Annotated in this window: 27 protein-coding genes; 21 read left to right on the forward strand and 6 right to left on the reverse strand. The window is 55.7% G+C overall.

What is annotated here, in order from left to right; genetic code table 11:
• Positions 1-72: 72 nt before the first annotated feature.
• Positions 73-1,485 carry a pyruvate kinase PykF gene (gene pykF / locus DBY68_RS20395; protein WP_108476829.1) on the reverse strand — a complete coding sequence of 471 codons (1,413 nt, stop codon included), beginning with the start codon at positions 1,483-1,485 and terminating at the stop codon, positions 73-75.
• Between the two features lie 492 nt (positions 1,486-1,977).
• Between pykF and fumD the strand changes: the two genes are divergently transcribed.
• Positions 1,978-2,190 carry a fumarate hydratase FumD gene (fumD, locus tag DBY68_RS20400; protein ID WP_108476828.1) on the forward strand — a complete coding sequence of 71 codons (213 nt, stop codon included), beginning with the start codon at positions 1,978-1,980 and terminating at the stop codon, positions 2,188-2,190.
• 18 nt (positions 2,191-2,208) lie between these two features.
• On the opposite strand, the gene DBY68_RS20405 is transcribed toward fumD, so the two are convergent.
• The gene (locus tag DBY68_RS20405) at positions 2,209-2,847 is read right to left on the reverse strand and encodes a TetR family transcriptional regulator (protein WP_108476827.1); all 639 of its coding nucleotides are present in this window, start codon (positions 2,845-2,847) and stop codon (positions 2,209-2,211) included.
• A gap of 128 nt (positions 2,848-2,975) precedes the next feature.
• Between DBY68_RS20405 and DBY68_RS20410 the strand changes: the two genes are divergently transcribed.
• The 4 genes from DBY68_RS20410 to DBY68_RS20425 all read left to right on the forward strand — a co-directional run bounded on the left by DBY68_RS20410 (position 2,976) and on the right by DBY68_RS20425 (position 8,125).
• Positions 2,976-4,826: a sugar phosphate isomerase/epimerase and 4-hydroxyphenylpyruvate domain-containing protein gene (locus DBY68_RS20410; protein ID WP_108476826.1), complete on the forward strand. Its 1,851-nt coding sequence runs from the start codon at positions 2,976-2,978 to the stop codon at positions 4,824-4,826.
• 79 nt (positions 4,827-4,905) lie between these two features.
• Entirely contained in the window at positions 4,906-6,252 is a 1,347-nt protein-coding gene (locus DBY68_RS20415) for an MFS transporter (protein WP_108476825.1), read from the forward strand.
• Positions 6,242-7,075, forward strand: coding sequence for a shikimate dehydrogenase (locus tag DBY68_RS20420; protein WP_108476824.1), 834 nt, complete (start codon positions 6,242-6,244; stop codon positions 7,073-7,075). The genes DBY68_RS20415 and DBY68_RS20420 overlap by 11 nt, the downstream gene beginning before the upstream one ends.
• Positions 7,076-7,402: 327 nt before the next feature.
• Positions 7,403-8,125: a substrate-binding domain-containing protein gene (locus DBY68_RS20425; protein ID WP_108476823.1), complete on the forward strand. Its 723-nt coding sequence runs from the start codon at positions 7,403-7,405 to the stop codon at positions 8,123-8,125.
• On the opposite strand, the gene DBY68_RS20430 is transcribed toward DBY68_RS20425, so the two are convergent.
• The 4 genes from DBY68_RS20430 to DBY68_RS20445 form a co-directional block, all read right to left on the reverse strand.
• Entirely contained in the window at positions 8,111-8,860 is a 750-nt protein-coding gene (locus tag DBY68_RS20430; protein WP_108476822.1) for an ABC transporter ATP-binding protein, read from the reverse strand. The two genes, DBY68_RS20425 and DBY68_RS20430, sit on opposite strands and share 15 nt — an antisense overlap.
• Positions 8,857-9,864 (reverse strand): iron ABC transporter permease, encoded by a 1,008-nt coding sequence (locus DBY68_RS20435; RefSeq protein ID WP_108476821.1) that lies wholly within the window; start codon positions 9,862-9,864, stop codon positions 8,857-8,859. The genes DBY68_RS20430 and DBY68_RS20435 overlap by 4 nt, the downstream gene beginning before the upstream one ends.
• Positions 9,851-10,918 (reverse strand): ABC transporter substrate-binding protein, encoded by a 1,068-nt coding sequence (locus tag DBY68_RS20440; RefSeq protein WP_233503912.1) that lies wholly within the window; start codon positions 10,916-10,918, stop codon positions 9,851-9,853. The genes DBY68_RS20435 and DBY68_RS20440 overlap by 14 nt, the downstream gene beginning before the upstream one ends.
• Positions 10,919-11,099: 181 nt before the next feature.
• The gene (locus DBY68_RS20445) at positions 11,100-11,918 is read right to left on the reverse strand and encodes a DNA-binding transcriptional regulator (RefSeq protein WP_113856985.1); all 819 of its coding nucleotides are present in this window, start codon (positions 11,916-11,918) and stop codon (positions 11,100-11,102) included.
• Between the two features lie 187 nt (positions 11,919-12,105).
• On the opposite strand from DBY68_RS20445, the gene DBY68_RS20450 reads away from it, so the two are divergent.
• The 16 genes from DBY68_RS20450 to DBY68_RS23155 all read left to right on the forward strand — a co-directional run.
• Entirely contained in the window at positions 12,106-13,770 is a 1,665-nt protein-coding gene (locus tag DBY68_RS20450) for a bifunctional 3-(3-hydroxy-phenyl)propionate/3-hydroxycinnamic acid hydroxylase (protein WP_108476819.1), read from the forward strand.
• Between the two features lies 1 nt (position 13,771).
• Entirely contained in the window at positions 13,772-14,716 is a 945-nt protein-coding gene (mhpB, locus tag DBY68_RS20455) for a 2,3-dihydroxyphenylpropionate/2,3-dihydroxicinnamic acid 1,2-dioxygenase (RefSeq protein WP_108476818.1), read from the forward strand.
• Positions 14,717-14,731: 15 nt separating this feature from the next.
• A complete protein-coding gene (gene mhpC / locus DBY68_RS20460) occupies positions 14,732-15,598 on the forward strand; it encodes a 2-hydroxy-6-oxonona-2,4-dienedioate hydrolase (protein ID WP_108476817.1) in 867 nt (288 codons plus the stop codon).
• 9 nt (positions 15,599-15,607) lie between these two features.
• On the forward strand, positions 15,608-16,414 hold the full coding sequence (gene mhpD, locus DBY68_RS20465) for a 2-keto-4-pentenoate hydratase (protein WP_108476816.1): 807 nt from the start codon (positions 15,608-15,610) through the stop codon (positions 16,412-16,414).
• Positions 16,411-17,361 (forward strand): acetaldehyde dehydrogenase, encoded by a 951-nt coding sequence (gene mhpF / locus DBY68_RS20470; protein WP_108476815.1) that lies wholly within the window; start codon positions 16,411-16,413, stop codon positions 17,359-17,361. Before mhpD ends, mhpF begins: the two co-directional genes overlap by 4 nt.
• Positions 17,358-18,371 carry a 4-hydroxy-2-oxovalerate aldolase gene (mhpE, locus tag DBY68_RS20475; RefSeq protein WP_015964221.1) on the forward strand — a complete coding sequence of 338 codons (1,014 nt, stop codon included), beginning with the start codon at positions 17,358-17,360 and terminating at the stop codon, positions 18,369-18,371. Before mhpF ends, mhpE begins: the two co-directional genes overlap by 4 nt.
• 122 nt (positions 18,372-18,493) lie before the next feature.
• Entirely contained in the window at positions 18,494-19,711 is a 1,218-nt protein-coding gene (gene mhpT, locus DBY68_RS20480; protein ID WP_108476814.1) for a 3-(3-hydroxy-phenyl)propionate transporter MhpT, read from the forward strand.
• Positions 19,712-19,930: 219 nt separating this feature from the next.
• Complete coding sequence (gene hinT / locus DBY68_RS20485; protein WP_015964223.1) at positions 19,931-20,287, forward strand: purine nucleoside phosphoramidase; 357 nt, start codon at positions 19,931-19,933, stop codon at positions 20,285-20,287.
• Between the two features lie 3 nt (positions 20,288-20,290).
• Complete coding sequence (locus tag DBY68_RS20490; RefSeq protein WP_108476813.1) at positions 20,291-20,665, forward strand: YcfL family protein; 375 nt, start codon at positions 20,291-20,293, stop codon at positions 20,663-20,665.
• A 22-nt stretch (positions 20,666-20,687) separates the two neighbouring features.
• Positions 20,688-21,326, forward strand: coding sequence for a penicillin-binding protein activator LpoB (gene lpoB, locus DBY68_RS20495; protein WP_167405854.1), 639 nt, complete (start codon positions 20,688-20,690; stop codon positions 21,324-21,326).
• Positions 21,307-22,131, forward strand: a complete 825-nt coding sequence (gene thiK, locus DBY68_RS20500; RefSeq protein ID WP_108476811.1) for a thiamine kinase — start codon at positions 21,307-21,309, stop codon at positions 22,129-22,131. Before lpoB ends, thiK begins: the two co-directional genes overlap by 20 nt.
• Positions 22,132-22,142: 11 nt before the next feature.
• A complete protein-coding gene (gene nagZ, locus DBY68_RS20505; protein ID WP_108476810.1) occupies positions 22,143-23,168 on the forward strand; it encodes a beta-N-acetylhexosaminidase in 1,026 nt (341 codons plus the stop codon).
• A gap of 33 nt (positions 23,169-23,201) precedes the next feature.
• Entirely contained in the window at positions 23,202-23,744 is a 543-nt protein-coding gene (gene ycfP / locus DBY68_RS20510; protein ID WP_108476809.1) for an alpha/beta hydrolase YcfP, read from the forward strand.
• 270 nt (positions 23,745-24,014) lie between these two features.
• A complete protein-coding gene (locus tag DBY68_RS20515) occupies positions 24,015-25,319 on the forward strand; it encodes an NAD(P)/FAD-dependent oxidoreductase (protein WP_015964229.1) in 1,305 nt (434 codons plus the stop codon).
• 195 nt (positions 25,320-25,514) lie between these two features.
• The gene (locus DBY68_RS20520; protein ID WP_108476808.1) at positions 25,515-26,054 is read left to right on the forward strand and encodes a glycine zipper 2TM domain-containing protein; all 540 of its coding nucleotides are present in this window, start codon (positions 25,515-25,517) and stop codon (positions 26,052-26,054) included.
• Positions 26,055-26,520: 466 nt separating this feature from the next.
• Positions 26,521-26,653 (forward strand): hypothetical protein (locus tag DBY68_RS23155; protein WP_233503913.1); only part of this gene is annotated, 133 nt, incomplete at its 3' end.

The raw sequence follows: 26,653 nt of genomic DNA on the forward strand, positions 1-26,653 counted from the left end.
GTGATTAGACGTAATAAAAAAAGCGCCCCGAAGGGCGCTTTTTATTCGCATCTGAAATAGATCTGTAAATTATTACAGTACGTGTACGGATGCAGTATTGGTGGTTCCGCTTGGTACCAGTGCGCCAGAAACCATCACGACAACGTCGCCTATCTGCGCCAGGCCGCTTTCCAGAGCGACTTCTTTACCCAGACGATAGAAATCATCAGTAGAGGAGATTTCTTTCACCAGCTGTGGCACAACGCCTTTGCTCAGCACCAGCTGACGCGCGGTGGTTTCGTTGGTGGTCAGCGCCAGGATGGTGGCATCCGGGAAGTATTTACGCACTGCGCGAGCCGATTTACCGCCCTGGGTAGCAACCACGATCAGCGGCGCGTCCAGTTTCTCTGCAGTTTCAACCGCGCCACGGCAAACGGCTTCAGTGATGCGCAGTTTACGGCTGTCGTTGTTGAACTCCAGACGGCTGGTCATCACGCGGTCAGTACGTTCGCAGATGGTCGCCATGATGGTCACAGCTTCCAGCGGGTATTTACCTTTCGCGGATTCGCCAGACAGCATTACGGCATCGGTGCCGTCCAGGATGGCGTTGGCAACGTCACCGGCTTCTGCGCGGGTAGGGCGTGGGTTTTTGATCATGGAATCGAGCATCTGGGTCGCAGTGATAACGACTTTACGTGCACGGATACATTTTTCGATGATCATTTTCTGCGCGAAGATAACTTCTTCAACCGGGATTTCAACGCCCATGTCGCCACGCGCAACCATGATGCCGTCAGACGCTTCAAGGATTTCGTCGAAGTTGTTCAGGCCTTCCTGGTTTTCAATTTTGGAGATGATCTGGATCTTCTCGCCGCCGTGCGCTTTCAGGTGCTCACGGATTTCGACTACGTCAGAACGTTTACGGATGAAGGACGCCGCAACAAAGTCAACGCCTTGTTCGCAACCGAAGATCAGGTCTTGTTTGTCTTTTTCAGCCAGTGCTGGCAGCGCGATGGAAACGCCCGGCAGGTTAACGCCTTTGTTTTCACCCAGGTCGCCGTTGTTCAGCACTTTACAGATAACTTTGTTACCTTCGATAGCGGTAACTTCCATGCCGATCAGACCATCGTCAACCAGAACGGTATTGCCAACGGACAGGTCGGTGGTGAAACCTTCATAGGTTACAGCAACGATTTCGTTGTTACCGACAACAGATTTGTCAGTGGTGAAGGTGAAGGTCTGGCCTGCTTTCAGGGAGACGTCGTTGCCGCCTTCCAGTTTGATGGTACGGATTTCCGGACCTTTGGTGTCCAGCAGGATAGCGGCTTTCTGGCCGGTTTTCTTCATCACGTTGCGCAGGTTCTGGATGCGCTGACCGTGTTCAGCATAGTCACCGTGGGAGAAGTTCAGACGCATAACGTTCATGCCCGCATCGAGCATTTTGCCTAACATCTCTTCGGATTCGGTTTTCGGACCGATGGTGCAAACAATTTTGGTCTTTTTCATGACAGTCTTAGTCTTTAAGTTGAGTAAGTTGAGAAGGATATGGGAATCTCGCTCCATAAGCGCACAGCCACGGAGTCAAACCTGTGTTACGAAACTTGCGACGCCACGCCATCATAAGGATAGGTGACATCAAAAAAGCGTGCAGAGGAAAGTGTGCTAGTGGTTCAGCAAACTGAAGGGTACGATAATTATGTTGGTTATTAATACAGTTCAATGAGCTGAAACCATTCAAGAAAGAATCGGCGCGTATTATACGGTGTAACATCACAAAAAGAAAATAAAAACAGCGTTTCAAAATTCGAAATATTGGCATTAACAAAATAAAAACCTTTCCAGTAAGGTATTATAACAACGTGGTAAGGATTATTGATGAATTCCTCGCCATAAAAGGCGGTTTGGCGGGGGAAAGAGGTGTACATTCATCAATTTGATTTATATTAAATTTGAATCAATAATATTTTGATTATTAATGGAAAACAGGGAGCGCGCGGAATGGGAAGTTTGAGTAAAGACGAGGTTCTGTACCAGGAGATGTGTCGAGTGGTCGGTAAAGTTGTGCTCGAAATGCGCGATTTGGGCCAGGAACCGAGACATATTGTGATTGCGGGCGTAGTGCGTACGGCGCTGGCCAATAGCAAGATTCAGCGTTCAGAACTGACGCGTGAAGCGATGGAAAAGGTGATTAAAGCACTGGCAGGGCAGTAACCCCGCCGGGCAATGTACTCAGGCAATCACAAAACGTAGCACCGCTTTAACGGCAATATCGCTGTGATGCGCAATTAACGCTTCATCATCAATTTCCGGCAACGGGCCATCCAGATACAGGCTATTAAAACTGTAAAAGTTGGAGACCTGATAAAAGCTGAAGCTGCTGATGAGGCGGTGCACATCGCGCGCTTCCACGCCGGGCTGAAAAATCGTTTGCTGCTGACCGCGCTGAAGAATATTCTCCAGCAGCGAAAGCGCGCTCTTATTCACCCGCTTAAAGTCATCGGACGATAATAGCCATTTCCCGCGCTGCATATTCTCCATACAGATAATCCGCATGTAATCGGCATGCGTGGCGTGATAACGCACGCTCCATTTCACCAGTTGCACCAGCGCCTCGACCGGTGGCACATTTTCCAGCCCCAGTTGCTGTTCCGTTTCACGTATACGCGCATAAACGTGCTGCAACACGGCCTGATAAAGCTGTTCCTTCGTTTTGAAGTAGTACACCACCATGCGCTTAGTGGTTTGTGCTTCCCCGGCAATTTGTTCCATACGCGCCCCGGCGAGCCCATGCTCGGCGAAAACGGCGATCGCGGCGGTAAAAATCCTCTCTTTCAGAGACTGTGCTTCATCGTGAGCAACGGCGGACATAGCAACTCCTGTTTTTTCTCAAGAACAAAAAATACACACAATGATCACAATTTAGCAACCGAATCTGGCGTAAATGAACCAAATGATTCATATTCGTTTCATCTTTTCATTCACACAGGGCGAAACCTATGCTGCGCTCCATTGCCACCGTTTCCATTTCCGGTACGCTGCCTGAAAAACTGAGCGCCATTGCGGCGGCGGGCTATCAGGGCGTTGAAATCTTTGAAAACGATCTGCTCTATTATACCGGTACGCCCACCGATATCCGAATGCTGGCCGACGATCTGGGCTTAAAAATTACCTTATTTCAGCCATTTCGTGACTTCGAAGGCGCAAGCCGCGAACAGTTTGCCGCCAATCTTGCACGAGCGAAACGTAAATTCGCGCTGATGCATGAGCTGGGGTGCGACACCATGTTGCTGTGCAGCAATGTCTCGCCGAACTGCTCGGCAGATTTTGACCGGCAGGTTGCCGATCTGCGGGCGCTGGCAACGCTGGCGGAGCAGGAGAATATCCATATTGGCTACGAAGCGCTGGCCTGGGGGACACACGTCAATCGCTGGTATCAGGCGTGGGAGCGCGTCAACGCAGTCAATAGCCCGGCGATGGGGATTGTGCTGGACAGTTTTCACGTGCTGTCGCTTGGGGATAATCTCACGCGCCTGAATGAGGTGCCGCTGGAGAAAATCACTTTTTTGCAACTGGCCGATGCGCCACTAATGAAAATGGATGTACAGGAGTGGAGTCGTCATTTTCGTTGCTTCCCGGGTCAGGGCGAGCTGCCGCTGATTGAATTTGCGACCGAACTGACGCGCCGTGGTTATCGTGGCCCCTGGTCGCTGGAAATTTTTAACGACGGTTTTCGCGCCTCGCCCAACGGCGCGACGGCGAAAGATGGCTATCGCTCTCTGCTGTGGCTAGAGGAGCAAACCCGCATAGCGTTGTCTAAAAGCGATGCGGATCTGTTTATCACCGAGCCATTGCCACAATGGCTCGGTATGGAGTTTATTGAGTTTACCGCCAGCGCCGCAGAGGCGAAAAAACTGGGCTCGATGCTGGCGGGAATGGGATTTCGCCAGACCGGGATGCACCGTTCTAAGCTGGTATCGCTGTGGAGCAATGGCGATGCGCGGGTCATCATTAACTATCAACCGCACAGCTGGGCGGATCACTTCTATCAACGTCATGGCGTCTCTCTTTGCGCGATGGCGTTGCGCGTCAGCGATAGTACGGCGGTGATTGCCCGGGCACGTGCGTACGGCTACGCCACCTGGCAAGGGGAAGTCGGCCCGAATGAAAGCACCATTCCGGCGGTGTGCGCGCCGGACGGGAGCCTTATCTATCTGGTTGATGAGAAACAAAATATCTACACCCAGGACTTCACCCTGACGCCTGATGATAACCTTGAGGGTTTTACGGGGATCGATCATCTGGCGCTGGGTATGGAAGCCGACAGCCGTGATAACTGGGTGATGTTCTTCCGCTCGGTGTTTGGTTTTGAGCTTGAGCACGAACAAACCATGCCCGACCCGTACGGACTGGTGCGCAGCCTGGCAGTGCAAAGCCCGCAGGGCAACATTCGTTTTGCACTCAATATTTCGCAAAGCCGTGCCACGCAGATTGCGCGCTCTGTTGCTTGTTATCAGGGCGCGGGCTTGCAGCACGCCGCTTTTTCCTGTCGCGATTTACCGGCGATGCCGCCGTTCTCCCCGGCCATTTCGCTGCCAGTTCCGGCGAATTATTACGAGGATCTGGTCGCGCGCTTTGGTCAGGCGGAAGGGATGGCAACCCTGCAACAGCAGCAAATTCTGTATGACCGCGATGCGCAGGGTGGTGAGTTTTTCCATCGCTATAGCTGGCCGTTCAGTGAAGGGCGCTTCTTTTTCGAATTGACCGAAAGGCGCGGTGGTTACGCCCAGTACGGGGCGGTAAATGCCGCCGTACGCCTTTCGGCGATGCAGTACCGTCAGATGCTTTAACTGTACCATCCGGTTCACTTCGAACGTAAGACCATAACAATAAACATTCATCTGCACTCTACAACGACAGGTAAGCCCTATGAACACATATAGCCATAATCGCGTGGCAACCGTTGAGGCGGTGGCGGTGGTTCCCCGCTCAAGGCGGCGTATTGGTATTCTGACGCTGCTGGCCGCGGGTACCATGATCAATTATCTCGACAGAACGGTTTTAGGTATCGCCGCCCCACAACTGACGCAAGATCTGGGGATAGGCGCGGCAATGATGGGGATTGTTTTCTCTGCATTTGCCTGGACTTACGCGCTGGCGCAAATTCCCGGCGGGATGTTCCTCGACCGCTTTGGCAACAAAGTCACCTATTTCCTGGCGCTGAGTTTCTGGTCGCTGTTTACCTTACTGCATGGTTTCGCGATTGGCCTGAAAACGCTGTTGCTGTGCCGTTTCGGCCTTGGGGTGAGTGAAGCGCCATGCTTCCCGGTCAACAGTCGGGTCGTCAGCGCCTGGTTCCCGCAGCAGGAGCGCGCGCGCGCCACGGCGGTGTATACGGTGGGGGAATACCTCGGGCTGGCCTGCTTCGCGCCATTACTGTTCTGGATAATGGATGGTTTTGGCTGGCGAACATTGTTTATTACCGTTGGCGTCTTTGGTCTGCTATTCGCGCTGGTGTGGTGGCGCTGTTATCGCGAACCGCACGAAGATAAACATCTGAGCGATCAGGAGCGAGATTACATCGCGGCAGGCGGCGGTATCACCACTGGAACGGAGAAAAAAACGCATTTCAGCTGGCCGCTGGTGCGCCAGTTGTTGAGCAAACGGCAAATTCTCGGGGCCAGTATTGGGCAATTTGCCGGCAACACGGTGCTGGTCTTCTTCCTGACCTGGTTCCCCACTTATCTGGCAACCGAGCGCCATATGCCGTGGCTGAAAGTGGGCTTCTTCGCCATTCTGCCGTTCCTGGCGGCGGCGGGCGGCGTGATGTTCGGCGGCTGGGTATCGGACAAAATTCTTAAAGCCACAGGCAGCGCCAACCTTGGCCGTAAGCTGCCGATCGTGGTGGGGCTGCTGATGGCAAGCTGCATCATCTCCGCTAACTGGCTGGAGAGCGACACGGCGGTGATCCTGGTGATGTCCTTCGCGTTCTTTGGGCAGGGAATGGTCGGGCTTGGCTGGACGCTTATCTCCGATATGGCGCCCAAAGGACTCGGTGGCCTCACCGGCGGGTTGTTTAACTTTTGCGCTAACTTCGCGGGTATCCTCACTCCGCTGGTGATTGGTTTTATCGTCGCCGCCTTTGGCAACTTCTTCTATGCGCTTATCTATATCGGCGGTGCCGCACTGCTCGGCGTGGTGGCGTATCTCTTTATTCTTGGTGATGTAAAACGTATTGAACTGGATATTACGCAGGGAGAAACCGATGCAAATTAGTGGTCACACGCGGTTAATTGCCCATCTGGGTTATCCGACGGAAGGCTTCAAAGCACCGATGATCTACAACCCGTGGTTTGCGGATCAGCAGGTGGATGCCAGAGTGGTGCCGGTGGGCGTCATGCCTGAGGATTACGCGGCTTTCGTCCCGACACTGTTCAAAATGACCAATATTGCCGGAGCGCTGGTCACTATGCCGCACAAAGTGGCGACCTGTGCGCTCATGGCGCGTCTGAGCCCGACAGCGGCCATTGCCGGCGCATGCAATGCCATTCGTCGCGAGGCGGATGGCACGCTTACCGGAGAAATGTTCGACGGCGACGGTTTCGTACGTGGTATTCAACGCAAAGGCTTTCAAACCCGTGGAGCTAGTGCGCTGGTGGTTGGCAGCGGCGGAGTAGGCTCGGCGATTGCCGCCTCTTTAGCGGCGGCAGGCGTTACGGCGCTCAGCCTGTATGACAACCGCCCGGAAATGGCTGCGGCGCTCGCCACGCGTTTACAGGCGCATTACCCGCGGCTGAAAATCACCCTGATGGCGAACGATCCTACCGGACATCAGTTGGTGGTGAACGCGACGCCTTTAGGGATGAGCCCGGATGATCCGTTGCCGCTGCCCGCTGAATTGCTTACGTCGGAGATGTTCGTCGGTGAAGTGGTCATGAAGCAGGCCGTCACGCCACTGTTGGCGATGGCAAAAGCGCGCGGTTGTGCGACTCAGCAGGGCACGGATATGTTGTTTGAGATGATTCCCGCGTATCTCGATTTCTTCCATCTCCCCGTGGCAACGCCGGAACAGTTGCGCGCCCTGGCTCAAATCGATTAATGCTGCTTTTGCCTGATGCGCTGCGCTTATCAGACCTGCGGGATTTTGAGCCTTTGTAGGCCGGGCAAGCGCAGCGCCCCCGGCGAGTAAGGAGATGATGCCTGATGCGCTGCGCTTATCAGACCAACGGGAATATCAGCCCTTGTAGGCCGGGCAAGCGCAGCGCCCCCGGCGAGTACGGAGATGATGCCTGATGCGCTGCGCTTATCAGACCAACGGGAATATCAGCCCTTGTAGGCCGGGCAAGCGCAGCGCCCCCGGCATTTTTACGGGCTGCACATTGCGCATAATCCCGCTAAAATATCCGTTTTCCCGCTGGATATTGCTATGCCATCCCCCTTAACGCTTTTCGCCGCAGGCAGCCTGCGTCGCGCATTTATTCCTCTGATTGAATGTTTTACCGCGCAAACAGCCATCCCGGTGAACCTGAATTTTGGTCCGGCCGGGCTGCTGCGTGAGCGTATCGAAGCGGGTGAGGCGTGCGATGTGTTTGCTTCGGCTAACGCGCAGCACCCACAAACGCTGGTTGCGCAGGGACTGGCGCGGGAAAGCCAGATCTTTGCTCGCAACACGCTAATTCTGACCGCGCGTCGTCACCTCGAGGGCGACGCATTAACACTTCTGCGCAACCCAGCCTTGCGGCTGGCGACCTCTACGCCAGGCTGTGACCCTTCCGGTGATTACACCTGGCAGCTGTTTGATAATCTAAACAGCCTTGAGCCCGGCCTCGGTGAGCAACTGAAATCCCGCGCTATGCAACTGGTCGGTGGGCGCGACTCGCTCTGCATTCCGTCAGGTGAAATCGCCAGTAAATGGTTGCTGCAACAGGAGCTGACCGATCTGTTTATCGGCTATGCGCACTATGCCGCCGCGTTAACGCACGACGACGCTCTGCGCGTGGTTTCGCTTCCGTTGGCGCAGAATATTCGCTGTGATTACCATGTCGCACGGCTGGCTGAGAGTGAAAATGCGCAGACACTGTATGCCTTTATCCTTGCGGACGTTGGGCAACGTTATCTGCGCGACGCAGGTTTTTTAGCGGTGAATTGAAAACAGCGGCGCCAGAACCGGGCATGCGTAATCAATAAGCTGAATTTTACGCACCGGCAGGCCATACGCGCGTTGCAGGTTTTCTTCCTGAACGATGTCCGATGTTGCGCCTGCCAGCCACTCGCCGTTGGGCAACAGCAGCAACGTGTGGCTGGCGATTTGTAACGCATGAGTGGGATCGTGTGTGGTGAACACCACCGTGCGCGACTGACCATGAGCCAGGTTACTGATCAGCTGCAACACGGTTTGCTGATTGGCGAGATCCAGCGCCGAGCAGGGCTCATCGAGCAAAATATTCTGACTGGCGCTGACCAACGCGCGCGCAATCATCACCAACTGCTGCTGGCCGCCGGAAAGGGCGTGGAACAATGTATCGGCCAGATGCGTAATATTGAGCTGCGCCAGCGCCTGCGTCACCTGTTGCTCATCCTCCTGTTTGGGTTGCGCAAACAGGGCGATGTGACGCGCACGGCCCATCATCAGCACATCCCGCACCCGCCAGGCAAACGCCGGGCGAAAAGATTGCGGCACAATCCCCACGCCGCCGCGTACGTCTACGCTGCCAGAAATTGCCCGCAGCACGCCGGTCACCGTGTCGAGCAATGTGCTCTTCCCGCGCCCATTTGCCCCCAACACCGCCCAGATTTCACCGGGACGGCACTCGAGTGTCATCGGGGAAAACAACGGCTGCTGATGACCATATACCAATGCATTCAGAGAAAGTGACGCGGTCATGAGCGGGCTCCTCGGCGCGCGTTGCGCACCAGTAACAGGGTAAACAGCGGCGCGCCAATCAATGCGGTCAGAATGCCGATGGGGATCTCCGCCGCCGTCAGCGTGCGCGCCACGTCATCCACCACAATCATAAAGCTGGCACCCAGCCAGAACGCGGTTGGCAGCAGGCGACGGTGATCCGCACCCGCCAGCAAACGGGCCAGATGGGGAATCACCAATCCCACCCACGCAATACTGCCGCTTACCGCCACCTGTGCGGCAACCAGCAGAGCGCAGCACACCAGCACCCCGCGACGTAGCGGTGTGACGTTAACGCCCAACGCGCGCGCATCTTTATCGTCGAGGGTCAGTAAATTAATGCGCCAGCGCAGTTTAAACAGGACCGCAGCGGCCAGGGCGACCGGGAGCGCGAGCATCAGCGTTTTGTGCCAGTTTGCCGTCGCAAAGCTGCCAAGCAGCCAGAAAACGATGTTGGGCAGCGTCTCTTCCGTATCAGCGAGATACCGCATCAGGCTCACCAGCGCGGCAAAGAAACCGCTGAGAATGATCCCGGCGAGGATCAAAATCAGCGTGCTTTCTCGCCCCTGTAACGCAGCGATGAGATAGACCAGGCACAGCGCCAGCAGGCCAAAGAAGAACGTGGATCCCATCATCAGCGGGGCGCTAAACCCCAGCAAAATCGCCAGCGTTCCGCCAAAAGCGGAGCCGGAGGTAACGCCGATGATATGCGGATCGACCAGCGGATTCTGGAACACGCCCTGAAGCGTCGCACCGCACAACCCCAGCGCGCCCCCCGCCAGCAGCGCCATCAACATGCGCGGTAAGCGCACTGACCAGACTATCTGCTGCGCGATATCCGCAGACGCATTGGGATGAAACAGCTGCCAGAGCACATCGCGCAGGGGCAGAGGATACTGACCAAAGCAAAGGGACACCACGGCAAGAAAAAGGGTGAGCAGCATCAACCCACCCTGAAGCGCCAGCGGCTGACTACGGTTGAGCATGCGGCTGCCAGTCAGTGTGGTAGAAGTGTTGGTAATAATCCTGGGCCTGAGCATCGACATCGACGTTTTTGTAGCGCTCTGGATAGAGTTTCTTCGCCATCCATAATTCGCCAATCGCCAGCGCTTCCGGCATCGGGTAGCCCCAGGCTTTGGCGTATTCAGGCATCAGCCAGACGCGATGATTTTTCACGGCATCAATGGCCTGCCATTGTGGATCAGTGGTGATTTCTTTCACCACGTCCGGGTAGCGATCCTGCACGAAAATCACCTGCGGGTTCCATTGCAATACCTGCTCCAGCGACACCTGATGCGCACCTTTCACGGTCGCCGCTGCGACGTTCATCGCACCCGCATGCTGCATCATTAGCCCGGTATATTTTCCGGAGCCGTAGGTGTTGAGATCCGGGTTCGCCATATAAACGCGGACTTTTTTGTCTTCGGGAATATCCGCGACCGGTGCGTTGAATTTCTGGCGCGCGCTAAAGGTGTAGCGGATCAGCTCGTCTGCCTGTTTGTCGCGATTCACCACCGCGCCAATCAGGCGAATACCCTGTTTCAGCCCTTCGTTATAGGCGTGTTCTTCATCAGCCATCGTCGGGTTCATCTTGTTTTTTTCACCAGCGGCATCTTCACGCAGCGAAATCGCGACCACCGGGATCCCGGCGTTCTGAATCTGCTGAATCATCGCCGCAGGCGCATAGTTGGCGACGAATACTACCTGCGGGCGCAGCGCCAGCAGGCTTTCGATATTCACCTGCGTCAGGTCGCCGGGCATGGGCAAAGAGGAGAGTGCCGGCATAAAGCGTGCGAAATCGGGGCCCAACTGTTTTTCCCAACTGCTGAGTACGCCAACCACGTCTTTACTGGCGTCTAACTGCACCAGCAGATTGAGCGTCTGATGTTGCAGTACTACCACGCGGTTAACGGTATCGGGCAGGGTGACCTGACGGCCAAGCTGGTCGGTGAGCGTGCGATCCGCCTCGGCGGGTGAAACAACGGCACACGTGGCGCAGAGCAGCACGATGCCGGGAAGCAGACGTTTAACATTCAACATGAAGTGACTCTATGGGAAGGGAAATTTCGATGTGTATTTGAATATATAACGGTGGGGATTGCAAATGGTTGTGGGGGAGATACCTATTAATTTCTGGGGGAGGGTGCGCGATGGGGCTCTCAGCCGCAGGGAGAGATCTGCAAACCCGGCTCGGTCGGTTCCCTCTCCCTGTGGGAGAGGGTTAGGGTGAGGGGTGCTCGTAGATAATCTCCTGCTCCTCCATGCGCGCCTCAATCTGCTTCGCTACCCGCTGTAACGCACTCAAATGCTTCGCTGCCGCCTGTTCAATGGTCATCGCTTTGGCGATATACACCAGGTTCAGACAGCCCATTACCCGGCCCTGACTGCGTACCGGCACCGCGATCGAGGCGATTTTTTCCTCCTGCTGCCAGCCGCCAAAATTTTCCCCGTAGCCATTATGTCGTGTGCGTTCCAGAATTGATGCCAGCTTCTCGGGTTCGCGCGCCAGTTGATATTCCGGCTCCGGGCGGCCAGCCAGCATGTCGATAATCGGCTGGCGGTCGTGTTCCGCGGAAAACGCCAGCCAGGTAATACCCGACGCGGTCAGCAGCAGCGGCAGGCGGCGCCCCACCATGGCACGGTGAAAAGAGAGACGGCTAAAACGGTGCGTGGTTTCGCGTACCACCATTGCGTCAACGTCGAGCGTGGTTAAATCAGTCGGCCAAATGACCTCGCGCAATAATTCGCCAAGTAATGGCGTTGCAAGTGCAGAAATCCAATGTTCGTCACGAAATCCTTCACTCAACTGACGAACTTTCATCGTCAAACGGAAGCTGTCATCGGACAAACTACGGCGAACGTAGCCTTCATCCTGAAGTGTTTCCAGCAGTCGCCGCACGGTAGTGCGATGCAGGCCGCTAAACTCAGCCAGCGTCGCGGTTGACGCGCCTCCGTCGAATTTATTTAACAAGTTTAATAACATTAACCCTCGGGTTAATCCGCGTACCGTTTTGTATTCCGTCGCCTCGTTATTCTTCATATTTCCTGACAATTCTATAGCTAAAACAACGGTGTGCACAGAGTGCACATTCGGGCCTGTTTTGATTGTAGCCTAAATCTCCGGACATATACTGAGCGCATTATAAAAAAATGTTTACATCAAATTAACAAATGGCGGCGCGGGCGTATCCGTACCGATCATTTGGTCCGAGAAGTGAGGTAATGACATGACAACGATAAATCCCGATATCCAGCCTGCCGTTCAGCAGTCCGCTCAGGTCGCCATTATTGGTGCGGGCCCGGTGGGCCTGATGATGGCGAACTACCTTGGGCAGATGGGCGTCGAGGTACTGGTGGTTGAGAAGCTCGACAAACTGATCGACTACCCGCGCGCCATCGGTATTGACGATGAAGCGCTGCGCACCATGCAGTCGGTCGGCCTGGTGGAGAAAGTGTTGCCGCATACCACACCGTGGCATGCGATGCGTTTTCTGACTCCAAAAGGTCGCTGCTTTGCTGATATTCAACCGATGACCGATGAGTTTGGCTGGTCGCGGCGGAACGCCTTTATTCAGCCGCAGGTCGATGCGGTGATGTATGAAGGGCTGGCGCGTTTCCCGAACGTGCGGGTACTTTTCTCACGCGAGCTGGAAGCGTTTAGTCAAAATGGTGACAGTGTCACAATTAATCTGCAAGGCCCGGAAGGGCAGCGCGAAACGGTGAAAGCCGACTGGCTGGTGGCCTGCGATGGTGGGGCGAGCGTGGTGCGTCGTACGCTCAATGTGCCGTTTGAAGGCAAAACCGCACCGAATAAATGGATTGTGATAGATATCGCCAACGATCCTCTGGCGACGCCACACATCTATCTGTGCTGCGACCCGGTACGTCCTTATGTTTCCGCTGCGTTGCCGCATGGCGTGCGCCGCTTCGAGTTCATGGTGATGCCGGGCGAAACCGAAGAACAACTGAGCGAGCCGCACAACATGCGTCAGTTGTTGCGCAAAGTGCTGCCGAATCCCGATCACGTTGAACTGATTCGCCAGCGCGTTTACACCCACAACGCGCGCATTGCCGAACGTTTCCGTGTTGATCGTATTCTGTTGGCGGGCGATGCCGCGCACATCATGCCGGTCTGGCAGGGGCAGGGTTATAACAGCGGGATGCGCGACGCCTTCAACCTCGCCTGGAAACTGGCGCTGGTGGTGAACGGGAAAGCGGGTGAGCGTCTGCTGGATACCTACCAGCAGGAGCGTCGTGACCATGCCAAAGCGATGATTGATTTATCCGTCACCGCCGGAAATGTCCTCGCCCCGGCAAAACGCTGGCATGGCAACGTGCGTGATGGCATCTCGTGGTTGTTGAACTATATCCCGCCGGTAAAACGTTATTTCCTCGAAATGCGCTTTAAACCGATGCCGCAGTACCGCGAAGGCGCGCTGGTGATGGACACCAGCGCCAAAAACTCCCCGGTCGGCAAGATGTTTATTCAGCCGAAAGTGACCCGAGAGAACGGCGAGGTGACGCTGCTGGATGACGTGATTGGCGCAAAATTCGCCATTATCGGCTGGGGCTGTAACCCACTGTGGGGCATGAGCGAGCAGCAAATTGTCCGCTGGCGCGCGCTGGGTACGCAATTCATTCAGATCGTGCCAGACGTACAGATTCGAACCCCACAGGACAACGTCGAGGGCGTGATTCGCCTCGGTGATACGCAAAACCGCCTGAAAACCTGGTTTGCGGCGCAGGATGCGTCGGTGGCGGTCATTCGCCCGGACCGTTTTGTCGCCGCGCTGGCAATTCCGCAAACGCTGGGTAACCAACTAAACGTGCTTGCCAGCGTCATGGCGTTGCAAGCCGTTTCATCCTCCGCTCCTGTTGAAAAGGTGGCCTGATATGAACGCATATCTTCATTGTCTCTCCCACACGCCGCTGGTCGGCTATGTCGACCCGGCCCAGGCGGTACTGGATGAAGTGGATGGCGTGATTGCTGCAGCGCGCAAACGCATTGCGGCTTTTGACCCGGAACTGGTGGTGCTCTTTGCGCCCGATCACTACAACGGCTTCTTCTACGACGTGATGCCGCCGTTCTGCCTGGGCGTTGGCGCGACGGCGATTGGCGATTTCTCCAGCGCTGCGGGTGAACTGCCGGTGCCGACGGATATCGCAGAGGCCTGCGCACACTACACCATGAAAAACGGCATCGACCTCGCGGTTTCCTACTGTATGCAGGTTGACCACGGTTTTGCCCAGCCGCTGGAGTTTCTGTTAGGCGGGCTGGATTCACGCCCGGTGCTGCCCATCTTCATTAACGGTGTCGCCACGCCGCTGCCCGGTTTCCAGCGTACCCGCATGATGGGGGAAGTGATTGGCCGTTTTCTCACGACCCTCAACAAGCGCGTCCTGATTCTTGGGTCTGGCGGGTTATCGCATCAGCCGCCGGTGCCAGAGCTGGCGAAGGTAGACGCCCACATGCGCGATCGTCTGCTGGGCAGCGGTAAGCATCTGCCGCCGGATGAGCGTGAGCTGCGTCAGCGCCGCGTCATCGAAGCCGCCGAGAAGTTTATTGAAGACCAGAAAAGCCTGCATCCGCTCAACCCGGTCTGGGATAACCAGTTTATGACGCTGCTTGAACAGAAGCGTCTGGGCGAGCTGGATGCCGTCAGTAATGAAGAACTTTCGGCCATTGCCGGGAAATCTACCCACGAAATTAAGACCTGGGTTGCCGCGTTCGCTGCGCTGTCGGCCTTTGGCGACTATCGCACCGAGGGGCGTTACTACCGCCCAATCCCTGAATGGATTGCCGGTTTTGGTTCCCTCAGCGCCCGTTCACAGAATTAAAGCAGGAGAAAAACAATGACTTATCAACCGCAAACTGAAGCCGCAACCAGCCGTTTCCTGACCGTTGAAGAGGGCGGCCAGACGCTGCGCATCCATTTTAACGATTGTGGGCAGGGCGATGAAACCGTCGTCATGCTGCACGGTTCTGGCCCCGGCGCAACCGGCTGGGCGAACTTTAGCCGTAACATCGATCCGCTGGTGGAAGCCGGTTACCGCGTTATCCTGCTCGACTGTCCGGGCTGGGGGAAGAGTGACACCATCATTAATAGCGGTTCCCGTTCCGACCTCAACGCGCGCATTCTGAAAAGCGTGGTTGATCAGCTGGATATCCAGAAGGTGCATCTGCTGGGTAACTCCATGGGCGGGCACAGTGCGGTGGCGTTTACCTTAACCTGGCCGGAACGCGTCGGCAAACTGGTACTGATGGGCGGCGGTACGGGCGGAATGAGCCTGTTCACCCCGATGCCGACGGAAGGTATTAAGCTGCTGAATGGCCTGTATCGTGAACCCAATATCGATAACCTGAAGAAGATGATGAACATCTTCGTCTACGACCCAAGCGATCTGACCGAGGCGCTGTTTGAAGCGCGTCTCAATAATATGCTGGCGCGTCGCGATCACCTGGAAAACTTTATTAAGAGCCTGGAAGCCAACCCGAAACAGTTCCCGGACTTTAGCCCGCGGCTGGCTGAAATTAAAGCCCCGACGCTGATTGTCTGGGGCCGCAACGACCGTTTCGTCCCGATGGATGCAGGTTTACGTCTGCTTTCCGGCATTAATGGCTCTGAGCTGCACATCTACCGCGACTGCGGGCACTGGGCGCAGTGGGAACATGCGGATTCCTTCAACCAATTGGTGCTGGATTACCTCAAACGCGCATAAGGAGCCGTGATGTCTGTACAAACACTGGAACATCTGGCCGCCGCTCTACGCGAGGCCGAACAAACCGGACAGGCGATTGCGCCGTTACGCGACATTATCGGCCCTGATAATGCCGAAGCCGCCTATGCCATCCAGGCCCTCAATGTGGAAAACGCGGTGGCGAAAGGCCGTCGCGTGGTCGGGCGCAAAATTGGCCTGACCCATCCGAAAGTGCAACAGCAACTGGGCGTTGATCAACCGGATTTTGGCACGCTGTTTGCCGATATGTGTTACGGCGACAACGACACGATCCCTTTTGATCGCGTGATGCAGCCAAAAATTGAAGCGGAAATTGCGCTGGTGCTGAACCGCGATCTGCCAAACGTCGATACCACCTTTGATGAGCTATACGGCGCTATTGAATGGGTGTTGCCTGCGCTGGAAGTGGTGGGCAGCCGTGTGCGCGACTGGTCAATTAAGTTTGTCGATACAGTGGCGGACAACGCCTCCTGCGGCGTGTACGTCATCGGTAGCCCGGCGATGCGCCCGGCAGGCTTAGACCTGAAAAACTGCGCCATGCGCATGACGCGTAATAACGAAGAGGTGTCCAGCGGGCGCGGCAGTGAATGTCTGGGGCATCCGCTTAACGCCGCCGTCTGGCTGGCGCGCAAGATGGCGAGCCTTGGCGAACCGCTGCGTGCGGGTGACATCGTGCTGACCGGCGCGCTGGGCCCGATGGTCGCCATCAATCCAGGCGATCGTTTCGAGGCGCGTATTGAAGGTATTGGTTCTGTGGCAGCCACGTTCTCTGCCGCACAAGAAGGAAGTCAGTCATGAGTAAGATAAAAGTCGCCATCATCGGTTCAGGCAATATCGGCACCGACCTGATGATCAAAATTCTGCGCAACGGCAAACACCTGGAAATGGCGGTGATGGTTGGAATCGACCCGGAATCCGACGGTCTGGCGCGCGCGCGTCGTATGGGCGTTGCCACCACCCATGAAGGCGTCAACGGCCTGATGGCGATGCCGGAATTCGCCGACATTGATATCGTCTTTGACGCCACCAGCGCCGGGGCACATGTGAAAAACGACGCCGCGCTGCGGGCGCAGAAACCCAATATTCGCCTGATTGACCTGACGCCTGCGGCAATTGGCCCGTACTGCGTGCCGGTGGTGAATCTCGATAAAAACCTCAGCCAGGGCAACGTCAACATGGTGACCTGCGGTGGTCAGGCGACTATCCCAATGGTGGCGGCGGTTTCCCGCGTGGCGAAGGTTCATTACGCGGAAATTATCGCCTCAATTTCCAGTAAATCCGCCGGGCCGGGCACACGCGCCAATATCGACGAATTTACCGAAACCACCTCGCAGGCTATTGAAGTGGTGGGCGGCGCGGCGAAAGGCAAAGCCATCATTATTCTCAACCCGGCAGAGCCGCCGGTGATGATGCGTGACACCGTGTATGTGCTGAGCGAGGACGCCTCGCAAATTGAAATTGAAGCGTCGATTGAAGAGATGGCCGCGGCCGTGCAGGCGTATGTACCGGGCTATCGCCTGAAGCAGAAGGTGCAGTTTGAAATGATTCCGCAGGATAAACCGGTGACCATTCCGGGAATTGGTCAGTTCTCCGGGTTGAAAACGGCGGTGTATCTGGAAGTCGAAGGCGCGGCGCACTATCTGCCGGCCTACGCCGGAAACCTCGATATCATGACCTCAGCGGCGATGTCGACGGCGGAAAAAATGGCGCAAACCATGGTGAAAGCAGCAGGAGAAGTCGCATGAACGGTAAAAAACTCTATATCTCCGACGTCACTCTGCGTGACGGCATGCACGCCATTCGCCACCAGTATTCCTTAGACAATGTGCGCCAGATTGCCAAAGCGCTGGATGACGCGCGCGTGGATTCTATCGAAGTGGCGCACGGCGATGGTTTACAGGGGTCGAGCTTTAACTACGGTTTTGGCGCGCACAGCGACATCGAATGGATTGAAGCGGCCGCCGATACGGTGAAGCACGCCAAAATCGCCACCCTGCTGATTCCTGGCATCGGCACGCTGCATGATCTGAAAGCCGCTTATCAGGCTGGCGCACGCGTAGTACGTGTGGCGACGCACTGCACCGAAGCGGATGTCTCCGCACAGCATATCGCCTTCGCGCGTGAACTGGGCATGGACACTGTCGGCTTCCTGATGATGAGCCATATGACTACACCGGAAAATCTGGCGAAACAGGCGAAGCTGATGGAAGGCTACGGTGCAACTTGCATCTATGTGGTTGATTCCGGCGGCGCGATGAACATGAACGACATTCGCGACCGCTTCCGTGCGCTGAAAGCGGTGCTCAAGCCGGAAACACAAACCGGGATGCACGCACACCACAACCTGAGCCTTGGCGTAGCGAACTCTATCGTAGCGGTGGAAGAGGGCTGTGATCGTATTGACGCAAGTTTGGCAGGAATGGGCGCAGGGGCAGGGAATGCGCCGCTGGAAGTTTTTATTGCCGCGGCGGATAAGCTCGGTTGGGATCACGGCACGGATCTGTATGCGCTGATGGCGGCGGCAGACGATCTGGTGCGTCCGTTGCAGGATCGCCCGGTGCGCGTTGACCGTGAAACGCTGGCGCTCGGTTACGCCGGGGTGTACTCCAGCTTCCTGCGTCACAGCGAAGTGGCGGCGCAGCGCTACGGCCTCAGCGCGGTGGATATTCTGGTTGAGCTCGGTAAACGTCGAATGGTTGGCGGCCAGGAAGACATGATCGTCGATGTGGCACTCGACCTGAAAGCCAAAGCGTAAAACATAACAAGAAAGCTTCGCCCGCCCGGCATGATGCCCGGCGGGCGCGTTTGCAAGGAAAAAATGCGCGGCTGGCAACGTATCAGCTGCCTTTCACCTGTCACCCTCGCAAAGGTAACGCTATGTCGAACATCGCCTCTACACCTGCAACATCACGCCTGATACTGACCATCGGGCTCTGTTTTCTGGTCGCCCTGATGGAAGGGCTGGATTTACAGGCGGCAGGCATTGCCGCTGTTGGTATCGCCCAGGCTTTTGCGCTCGATAAAATGCAGATGGGCTGGATTTTTAGCGCCGGGATACTGGGTCTGCTGCCCGGCGCGCTGGTAGGTGGAATGCTTGCCGACCGCTATGGTCGTAAACGCATTCTGCTGGGATCGGTTATGCTGTTTGGTCTCTTTTCGATAGCCACCGCGCTGGCGTGGAGTTTTCCGTCGCTGGTCTTTGCGCGTCTGATGACCGGTGTGGGGCTGGGCGCGGCGCTACCTAATCTGATAGCCCTGACCTCTGAAGCGGCAGGCCCGCGTTTTCGCGGCACGGCGGTGAGCCTGATGTACTGTGGCGTGCCGATTGGCGCGGCGCTGGCGGCAGCGCTGGGGTTTAGCGGCCTGGCGCAGGCGTGGCAAACCGTATTCTGGGTGGGCGGCGTCGTACCGCTGCTGCTGGTGCCGTTGCTGATGCGCTGGCTGCCGGAGTCGCAGGCTTTTACCCATCAACAGGCATCGTCGCCCGCACCACTTCGCGCGTTACTCGCGCCGGGGACGGCCTCCTCCACGTTACTGCTGTGGCTCTGCTACTTCTTCACCTTGCTCGTGGTGTATATGCTGATCAACTGGCTGCCAATGCTGCTGGTTGACCAGGGCTTTAGCGGCTCGCAGGCGGCGGGGGTAATGTTCTCCCTACAAATGGGTGCCGCGGTGGGCACGCTTATCCTCGGCGCATTGATGGATAAACTGAGCCCAATGCGCATGTCGCTGCTGATTTACAGCGGCATGCTGGCCTCGCTGCTGGCGCTCGGTTCGGCGGAATCGCTGAGTACGATGCTGCTTTCCGGATTTGTCGCCGGGTTATTTGCCACGGGGGGGCAGAGCGTACTGTATGCGCTGGCGCCGCTCTTTTATCGCACCGAAATCCGCGCCACAGGTGTTGGCACGGCGGTCGCGATTGGCCGTCTGGGGGCGATGAGCGGCCCGCTGCTGGCCGGAAAAATGCTGGCGCTGGGTACCGGCACGGTAGGCGTGATGGCCGCCTCCGCGCCGGGGATCGTTTTGGCTGGTGTAGCGGTTTTCTGGTTAATGAATCGACAGAAGCAGGCATCCACCGCGATTGAAGCGTCTTAAGCGTAATTTTACCGGGCGGTGCAAGGCTGCCCGGCCTATCAATTCCCCTCTGTTTTGACCTTCTTGCCGGGGTTTTTCCGAGTTAATACAATAAAAAACGTAATCAGGTTGAAAGAGAAGGAGTAAGTCGCTCATACTCTTACCCAGTCTCCCGTGCATCAGAAAACCCTGAAGATCAATAACAGGAATTCGCACGGTCGCATAATTAAGGAATCCCTCATGGCAGAAGAAACTATTTTCAGCAAAATTATTCGTCGCGAAATCCCGTCGGATATCGTTTATCAGGATGAGCTGGTTACCGCGTTCCGCGATATCTCCCCACAGGCGCCGACTCACGTTCTGATCGTGCCTAACATCCTGATTGCCACGACCAATGACGTGGCGCCTGAACACGAACAGGTGCTGGGTCGTATGGTGACCGTGGCGGCAAAAATTGCCCGCGACGAAGGCATTGCTGATGATGGCTATCGTCTGATCATGAACTGCAACCGCCACGGCGGGCAGGAAGTCTTCCATATTCATATGCATCTGCTGGGCGGTCGTCCGCTTGGGCCGATGCTGGCACATAAAGGTTAAGTGATGAAAGCAGGCTTTTCAGCCGCGCTACTGGCCGCATTTTTGCTGGCCGGTTGTGGCTCGCATCCGGAAATTCCGGTAGGCGATCAGCAAACGCTGGTGATGGAATCGAATGTCCTGGCAGCCGGGATCAGTGCGGAAAAGCCTGAGCTGACGCGGTCGGAAATTCAGGCGACCGCCAGCGCGAAACTGTTCAATGAACGGCGTGAACCTGTCACCCTTCATTATCGTTTTTACTGGTATGAAGCCAGAGGACTGGAAATGCACCCGCTTGAAGCGCCGCGTACCGTCACCATCCCGGCTATGGGATCGGTCACGCTGTACGGCAGCGCCAGCAGCCTGGGCGCACATAAAGTCCGACTTTATCTTTATTTGTAAGGGGTAAAACGGAATGACTACATTGCGTCGCTATGCGCTAATCTCGGCACTGGCTGTCCTGCTCTCCGGGTGCGTGGTGAAACAAGAACAACCCGCACCGGTGGAAGAGGCGAAGCCAACACCACAACAGCCTGTCGAACCGCAGCAGCCGGTACCTACGGTGCCTTCTGTTCCGACGATCCCACAGCAGCCAGGCCCCATTGAGCATCAGGATCAACAGCCTACGCAGCCTGCGCCACGTGTTCGTCACTATGACTGGAATGGCGCGGTGCAGCCGATGGCAGGCAAAATGTTGCAGGCGAGCGGCGTGAATGCGGGCAGCATTCTGCTGGTCGATAGCGTGAATAACCGTACCAACGGCACGCTGAACGCGGCTGAAGCGACAACGGCGCTGCGTAACGCACTGACCGGCAACGGTAAATTCACCCTGGTTTCCGCGCAGCAGCTGGCTGTTGCTAAACAGCAGCTTGGCCTGTCACCGCAGGATAGCCTCGGTTCGCGCAGCAAAGCGATGGGAATTGCCCGTAACGTCGGCGCACAGTATGTGCTCTACAGCAACGCCACCGGCAACGTGAATTCCCCGGTACTCAAAATGCAGCTGATGCTGGTACAGACGGGCGAGATTATCTGGTCAGGTAGCGGTGCCGTCACTCAGCAATAAACTCACGTGTGACGCGGTTCTGTCACGCTATTTCCCTCAGTATCATCTTGTCGCCAGCCCTGATTATTCAGGGCTGAGCGGCAGTAGCTGTATCATCGCCTGCGGTGAGCAGCAGCGGGTTTTGCGCCAGCACCATACGGCGCAGGCCCGCGAATTTCACTTCCTGCGTCACTATCACGCGCTCACGCGTTTACCCTCCACGCTCGCTCCGAAGCCGGTTTTTTATACCGCTGGCTGGATGGCCGTTGAATTTTTCAGCGGAGAGGTGAAAAGCGTGCTGCCGCCCCCTCGCCAACTGGCGTCTCTCCTGTATCATCTGCATCAGCAGCCGCGTTTCGGCTGGCGCGTAACGGTGCTGCCGTTGTTGGAACGCTACTGGCAGCAGTGCCACCCTGCGCGACGCACGCCGTTCTGGCTGCGGACGTTACATCGCCTGCAAAAGCAGCGCGAGCCACAGCCGCTGCGCCTTTCGCCATTGCATATGGATGTTCACGCGGGCAACATTGTGCATACGTCTGCCGGGTTGCGGCTGATTGACTGGGAGTATGCCGGGGACGGCGATATCGCACTGGAGCTGGCGTCGGTGTGGATGGAGGACGAGCGTCAACGCCGTGACTACAGCGATGTGTACGCGACGCTGGCGAGCATTGCGCCAGACGCGCTGTGGCAACAGATTTTACGCTGGCGGCCCTGGGTGTTAATGCTCATGGCGGGCTGGTATGAGTGTCGCTGGCAGCAAACCGGCGACCGACAATTTATCACGCTGGCAGATGAAATTTGGTGTCAGTTAAAGGAAAAACGATAAGAGAGGTCAGTGTGGGTCCGGTAATGTTGGATGTGGAAGGCTACGAACTGGATGCGGAAGAGCGCGAGATTCTGGCGCATCCGCTGGTAGGCGGCCTGATTTTATTTACCCGAAACTATCATGATCCGGCGCAGTTGCGTGAACTGGTGCGCCAGATCCGTGAAGCATCGCGCAATCATCTGGTGGTGGCGGTCGATCAGGAAGGCGGTCGCGTGCAGCGTTTCCGCGAAGGATTTACCCGCCTGCCTGCCGCACAATCTTTTGCCGCCGTGCTCGGCGAGGAAGAGGGCGGACGGCTGGCCGTTGAGGCCGGTTGGCTGATGGCCAGCGAAATGATCGCCATGGATATCGATATCAGCTTTGCGCCGGTGCTGGACGTTGGGCATATCAGCGCCGCGATTGGCGAGCGCTCCTATCATGCGGATCCGCAAAAAGCGCTGGCGATGGCGCGTCACTTTATCGACGGTATGCACAGCGCCGGGATGAAAACCACCGGCAAACACTTCCCGGGGCACGGGGCGGTCACCGCCGATTCCCATAAAGAGACGCCGCGCGATCCGCGTCGCGAAGCCGACATTCGCGCGAAAGATATGGCGGTTTTCAAGACGCTGATTACGGAAAACAAACTCGATGCCATTATGCCTGCACACGTCATCTACAGCGACGTTGACCCACGCCCGGCAAGCGGCTCGCCGCACTGGCTGAAAACTGTGTTGCGCGGTGAGTTAGGTTTCGATGGCGTGATTTTCTCTGATGATTTGTCGATGGAAGGCGCGGCGATTATGGGCAGCTATGCCGAACGCGGTCAGGCATCGCTGGATGCGGGTTGCGATATGATCCTGGTCTGCAATAATCGTAAAGGCGCGGTCAGCGTTCTTGATAACCTGTCGCCGATCAATGCCGAGCGTGTTACGAAATTGTATCATAAAGGTTCATTTACACGTCAGGCGTTAAGGGATTCCGCCCGCTGGAAGAGCGTCAGTGCGCAACTGGAACAGCTCCATGAACGCTGGCAGGACGTGAAGGCAGGCCATTAACCCTCCCGACAAGGGAGTTGTGGTGAGGATCAAATGATTATTTATTTGCACGGTTTTGACTCGAACAGCCCAGGCAACCATGAAAAAGTGTTGCAGCTCCAGTTTATCGATCCGGATGTGCGGTTGATTAGCTACAGTACGCTGCATCCAAAACATGATATGCAGCATTTGCTGAAAGAAGTGGACAAAATGTTGCAGCTCAACGTCGACGATCGCCCGCTGATTTGCGGTGTGGGGCTCGGCGGCTACTGGGCGGAACGCATCGGCTTTTTATGCGACGTACGTCAGGTGATCTTCAACCCGAACCTGTTCCCGAATGAGAACATGGACGGGAAGATTGACCGCCCGGAAGAGTATCTCGATATTGCCACCAAGTGTGTGAACAACTTCCGCGAGAAAAACCGAGACCGTTGCCTGGCCATCCTTTCCCGTAAGGATGAGGCGCTCGACAGCCAGCGCTCGGCGCAGGAACTGCATCACTTTTATGAAATTATCTGGGATGACGTTCAGGGGCATAAATTCAAAAACATCTCGCCACATCTGCAGCGTATTAAAGCTTTTAAAACCTTAGGTTGAAACCGTTTTCCACGCCCCGTTCTGGGGCGTGAAATGTTAAATTTCCCTCCTTTTTCACTTCCATCACCCACCAAAAATCCCACTAAACGCTAAAGTTGTTTAACTTCTGCGCGGTAAAACTTGATACACATCAAATTTGGTATGACCAATGCACCGTTCATGTTATTCTTCTTGCTGCTGAATGGTTTCGGGATAGTAACTTGTTGTTAGATAAGAGCTATTTTAATAACTTTTAATTAACAATTGGTTAATAATTTTTAAGGGGGTCACGTGACTACACCAATCAAAAGAATCGTTATTGTGGGTGGTGGCGCTGGCGGCCTGGAACTGGCTACTCAACTGGGTAGAAAGCTTGGCCGGAGCAAAAAAGCGAAAATTACGCTGGTGGACCGCAACCACAGTCATCTGTGGAAACCGCTGCTGCACGAAGTGGCAACCGGTTCGCTGGATGAAGGCGTGGATGCGCTGAGCTACCTGGCGCACGCGCGTAACCATCACTTCCAGTTCCAGCTGGGTTCGGTGATGGACATCAACCGCGAAGCGAAAACCATTACTATCGCCGAACTGCGTGATGAGAAGGGCGACCTGCTGGTGCCCGAACGTAAGCTGGCTTACGACACACTGGTGATGGCGCTGGGCAGTACCTCCAACGACTTCAACACGCCGGGCGTGAAAGAGCACTGCATCTTCCTCGATAACCCGCATCAGGCGCGTCGTTTCCACCAGGAGATGCTGAACCTGTTCCTGAAATATTCAGCGAACCTGGGCGCGAACGGTAAAGTCAACATCGCCATCGTTGGCGGCGGGGCAACGGGCGTTGAGCTTTCTGCTGAACTGCATAACGCGGTGAAACAGCTACACAGCTACGGCTACAAAGGCCTGACCAACGACGCGCTGAACGTCACGCTGGTGGAAGCGGGCGAACGTATTCTGCCTGCGCTGCCGCCGCGTATTTCCGGCGCTGCTCATAACGAGCTGACCAAAATGGGCGTACGCGTCCTGACGCAGACCATGGTCACCAGCGCTGATGAGGGCGGCCTGCATACCAAAGACGGCGAATATATTCAGGCCGACCTGATGGTGTGGGCAGCAGGCATCAAAGCGCCAGACTTTATGAAAGAGATTGGCGGCCTGGAAACCAACCGTATCAACCAGCTGGTGGTTGAGCCGACGTTGCAGACCACGCGCGATGCAGACATTTTTGCCATAGGCGACTGTGCGTCCTGCGCGCGTCCGGAAGGCGGGTTTGTGCCGCCGCGTGCTCAGGCTGCGCACCAGATGGCAACCTGCGCACTGAATAACATTCTGGCGCAGATGAAGGGCAAAGAGCTGAAACCGTACTCTTACAAAGATCACGGCTCACTGGTTTCACTTTCGAACTACTCGACGGTCGGCAGCCTGATGGGCAACCTGATGCGCGGCTCGATGATGGTTGAAGGGCGCATCGCGCGTATGGTGTATATCTCGCTATACCGTATGCACCAGATTGCCCTGCACGGCTACATCAAAACCGGCCTGATGATGCTGGTCGGCAGTATCAACCGCGTGATCCGCCCGCGCCTGAAACTGCACTAATGTCACATCCCGGCCCGACATTCTGTCGGGCCATTTTCAGCAGATTGTTCGCTGACTAACGGAAATTACCGCTAAGACTCCTCTGATTCATGCGGGTTTATGGTTTTATCTCGCACTTTTCATCCGCTTTCTGATTTGCTAACCCTCTCACCAAGTTGCAGAATTGTTACTATCAGCAACAAAGGAGGATTTCCCGTGAATAAATCGATGTTGGCGGGTATAGGGATTGGCGTCGCAGCTGCGCTTGGCGTGGCGGCAGTCGCCAGCCTGAACGTGTTTGACCGCGGCCCGCAATATGCGCAGGTGATTTCGGCTAAACCTATTAAAGAAACCATCAAAACTCCGCGTGAGGAGTGCCGCAATGTGGCGGTTACCCATCGCCGCCCGGTACAGGATGAAAACCGGATTACCGGTTCCGTGCTCGGCGCTGTCGCGGGTGGCGTGATTGGTCACCAGTTTGGCGGCGGACGCGGGAAAGACGTCGCCACGGTGGTAGGGGCATTAGGTGGCGGCTACGCCGGGAATCAGATCCAGGGCTCGATGCAGGATAATGACACCTACACCAGCACCCAGAAACGCTGCAAAACCGTGTATGACAAATCCGAGAAAATGCTTGGGTATGACGTGACGTATAAAATTGGCGACCAGCAGGGCAAAATCCGGATGGATAAAGATCCGGGAACGCAAATTCCGCTGGATAATAATGGCCAATTGATTCTGACTAACAAAACGTAAAAATAGCGTTACTGTTGTTTTAGCCCCTCATTCGCTCAGGCTGAGGGGCTTTTTTTTGCCTGAATGTTGGGGTGCTCTTTATGAAATCTGAAATATACGTGGAATGCAGAAGAATCACACCGGGCAGCAAGACGTTTTTGTAGAATGCATGCGAGCAGAATACCGCGTGAGCGATTCAGGGTAGGGCGGTAGCGTAGAGAATTGAGTAGATTATTTTATTATTGTTAATGTGAATATCTGGTGGTTATTTTATAAATAAAACAATGAATTAAGAAGAGATCACGGAAAGGTTGTTTCTTAGGGTGGTGATTATTCATTTGTATTTAAAAAACTTCCTCTGGAAGACTTAAATAAACCGAAATGTGATAGTTGTACTATCAGTTAAAAAGTCATTGCAGATAAAGCGTCTTTATATTTTTCGGCTTCCAAAGCTGTATTTTGGTCCGATATTAAAGGAACAAATATCATGAGTTTTGCATCAACGGGTAATAAATCAGTGGGTAATAGTGGACCCGCCATTACCACACCGCCAATCGCAGGCGAAAGTGGCGGTATGAGCACAGGTTCAGCCGCAGCCGGTGTTGCTGATGCAGCCGAAC

Origin of the sequence: Pseudocitrobacter sp. RIT415 (assembly GCF_003057695.2) — a bacterium.
Lineage (GTDB): Bacteria > Pseudomonadota > Gammaproteobacteria > Enterobacterales > Enterobacteriaceae > Pseudocitrobacter > Pseudocitrobacter faecalis.

What these genes read in the sequence shown, in the direction of transcription:
- DBY68_RS20490 (WP_108476813.1), top strand. Translation starts at nt 20,291, where the DNA reads ATGAAAGCAGGCTTTTCAGCCGCGCTACTGGCCGCATTTTTGCTGGCC.
- DBY68_RS20415 (WP_108476825.1), top strand. Translation starts at nt 4,906, where the DNA reads ATGAACACATATAGCCATAATCGCGTGGCAACCGTTGAGGCGGTGGCG.
- DBY68_RS20430 (WP_108476822.1), bottom strand. Translation starts at nt 8,860, where the DNA reads ATGACCGCGTCACTTTCTCTGAATGCATTGGTATATGGTCATCAGCAG.
- mhpD (WP_108476816.1), top strand. Translation starts at nt 15,608, where the DNA reads ATGTCTGTACAAACACTGGAACATCTGGCCGCCGCTCTACGCGAGGCC.
- mhpT (WP_108476814.1), top strand. Translation starts at nt 18,494, where the DNA reads ATGTCGAACATCGCCTCTACACCTGCAACATCACGCCTGATACTGACC.
- DBY68_RS20405 (WP_108476827.1), bottom strand. Translation starts at nt 2,847, where the DNA reads ATGTCCGCCGTTGCTCACGATGAAGCACAGTCTCTGAAAGAGAGGATT.
- mhpC (WP_108476817.1), top strand. Translation starts at nt 14,732, where the DNA reads ATGACTTATCAACCGCAAACTGAAGCCGCAACCAGCCGTTTCCTGACC.
- ycfP (WP_108476809.1), top strand. Translation starts at nt 23,202, where the DNA reads ATGATTATTTATTTGCACGGTTTTGACTCGAACAGCCCAGGCAACCAT.
- DBY68_RS20420 (WP_108476824.1), top strand. Translation starts at nt 6,242, where the DNA reads ATGCAAATTAGTGGTCACACGCGGTTAATTGCCCATCTGGGTTATCCG.
- mhpB (WP_108476818.1), top strand. Translation starts at nt 13,772, where the DNA reads ATGAACGCATATCTTCATTGTCTCTCCCACACGCCGCTGGTCGGCTAT.
- pykF (WP_108476829.1), bottom strand. Translation starts at nt 1,485, where the DNA reads ATGAAAAAGACCAAAATTGTTTGCACCATCGGTCCGAAAACCGAATCC.
- hinT (WP_015964223.1), top strand. Translation starts at nt 19,931, where the DNA reads ATGGCAGAAGAAACTATTTTCAGCAAAATTATTCGTCGCGAAATCCCG.
- DBY68_RS20445 (WP_113856985.1), bottom strand. Translation starts at nt 11,918, where the DNA reads ATGAAGAATAACGAGGCGACGGAATACAAAACGGTACGCGGATTAACC.
- DBY68_RS20435 (WP_108476821.1), bottom strand. Translation starts at nt 9,864, where the DNA reads ATGCTCAACCGTAGTCAGCCGCTGGCGCTTCAGGGTGGGTTGATGCTG.
- DBY68_RS20450 (WP_108476819.1), top strand. Translation starts at nt 12,106, where the DNA reads ATGACAACGATAAATCCCGATATCCAGCCTGCCGTTCAGCAGTCCGCT.
- DBY68_RS20425 (WP_108476823.1), top strand. Translation starts at nt 7,403, where the DNA reads ATGCCATCCCCCTTAACGCTTTTCGCCGCAGGCAGCCTGCGTCGCGCA.
- fumD (WP_108476828.1), top strand. Translation starts at nt 1,978, where the DNA reads ATGGGAAGTTTGAGTAAAGACGAGGTTCTGTACCAGGAGATGTGTCGA.
- mhpF (WP_108476815.1), top strand. Translation starts at nt 16,411, where the DNA reads ATGAGTAAGATAAAAGTCGCCATCATCGGTTCAGGCAATATCGGCACC.
- DBY68_RS20440 (WP_233503912.1), bottom strand. Translation starts at nt 10,918, where the DNA reads ATGTTGAATGTTAAACGTCTGCTTCCCGGCATCGTGCTGCTCTGCGCC.
- DBY68_RS20410 (WP_108476826.1), top strand. Translation starts at nt 2,976, where the DNA reads ATGCTGCGCTCCATTGCCACCGTTTCCATTTCCGGTACGCTGCCTGAA.
- mhpE (WP_015964221.1), top strand. Translation starts at nt 17,358, where the DNA reads ATGAACGGTAAAAAACTCTATATCTCCGACGTCACTCTGCGTGACGGC.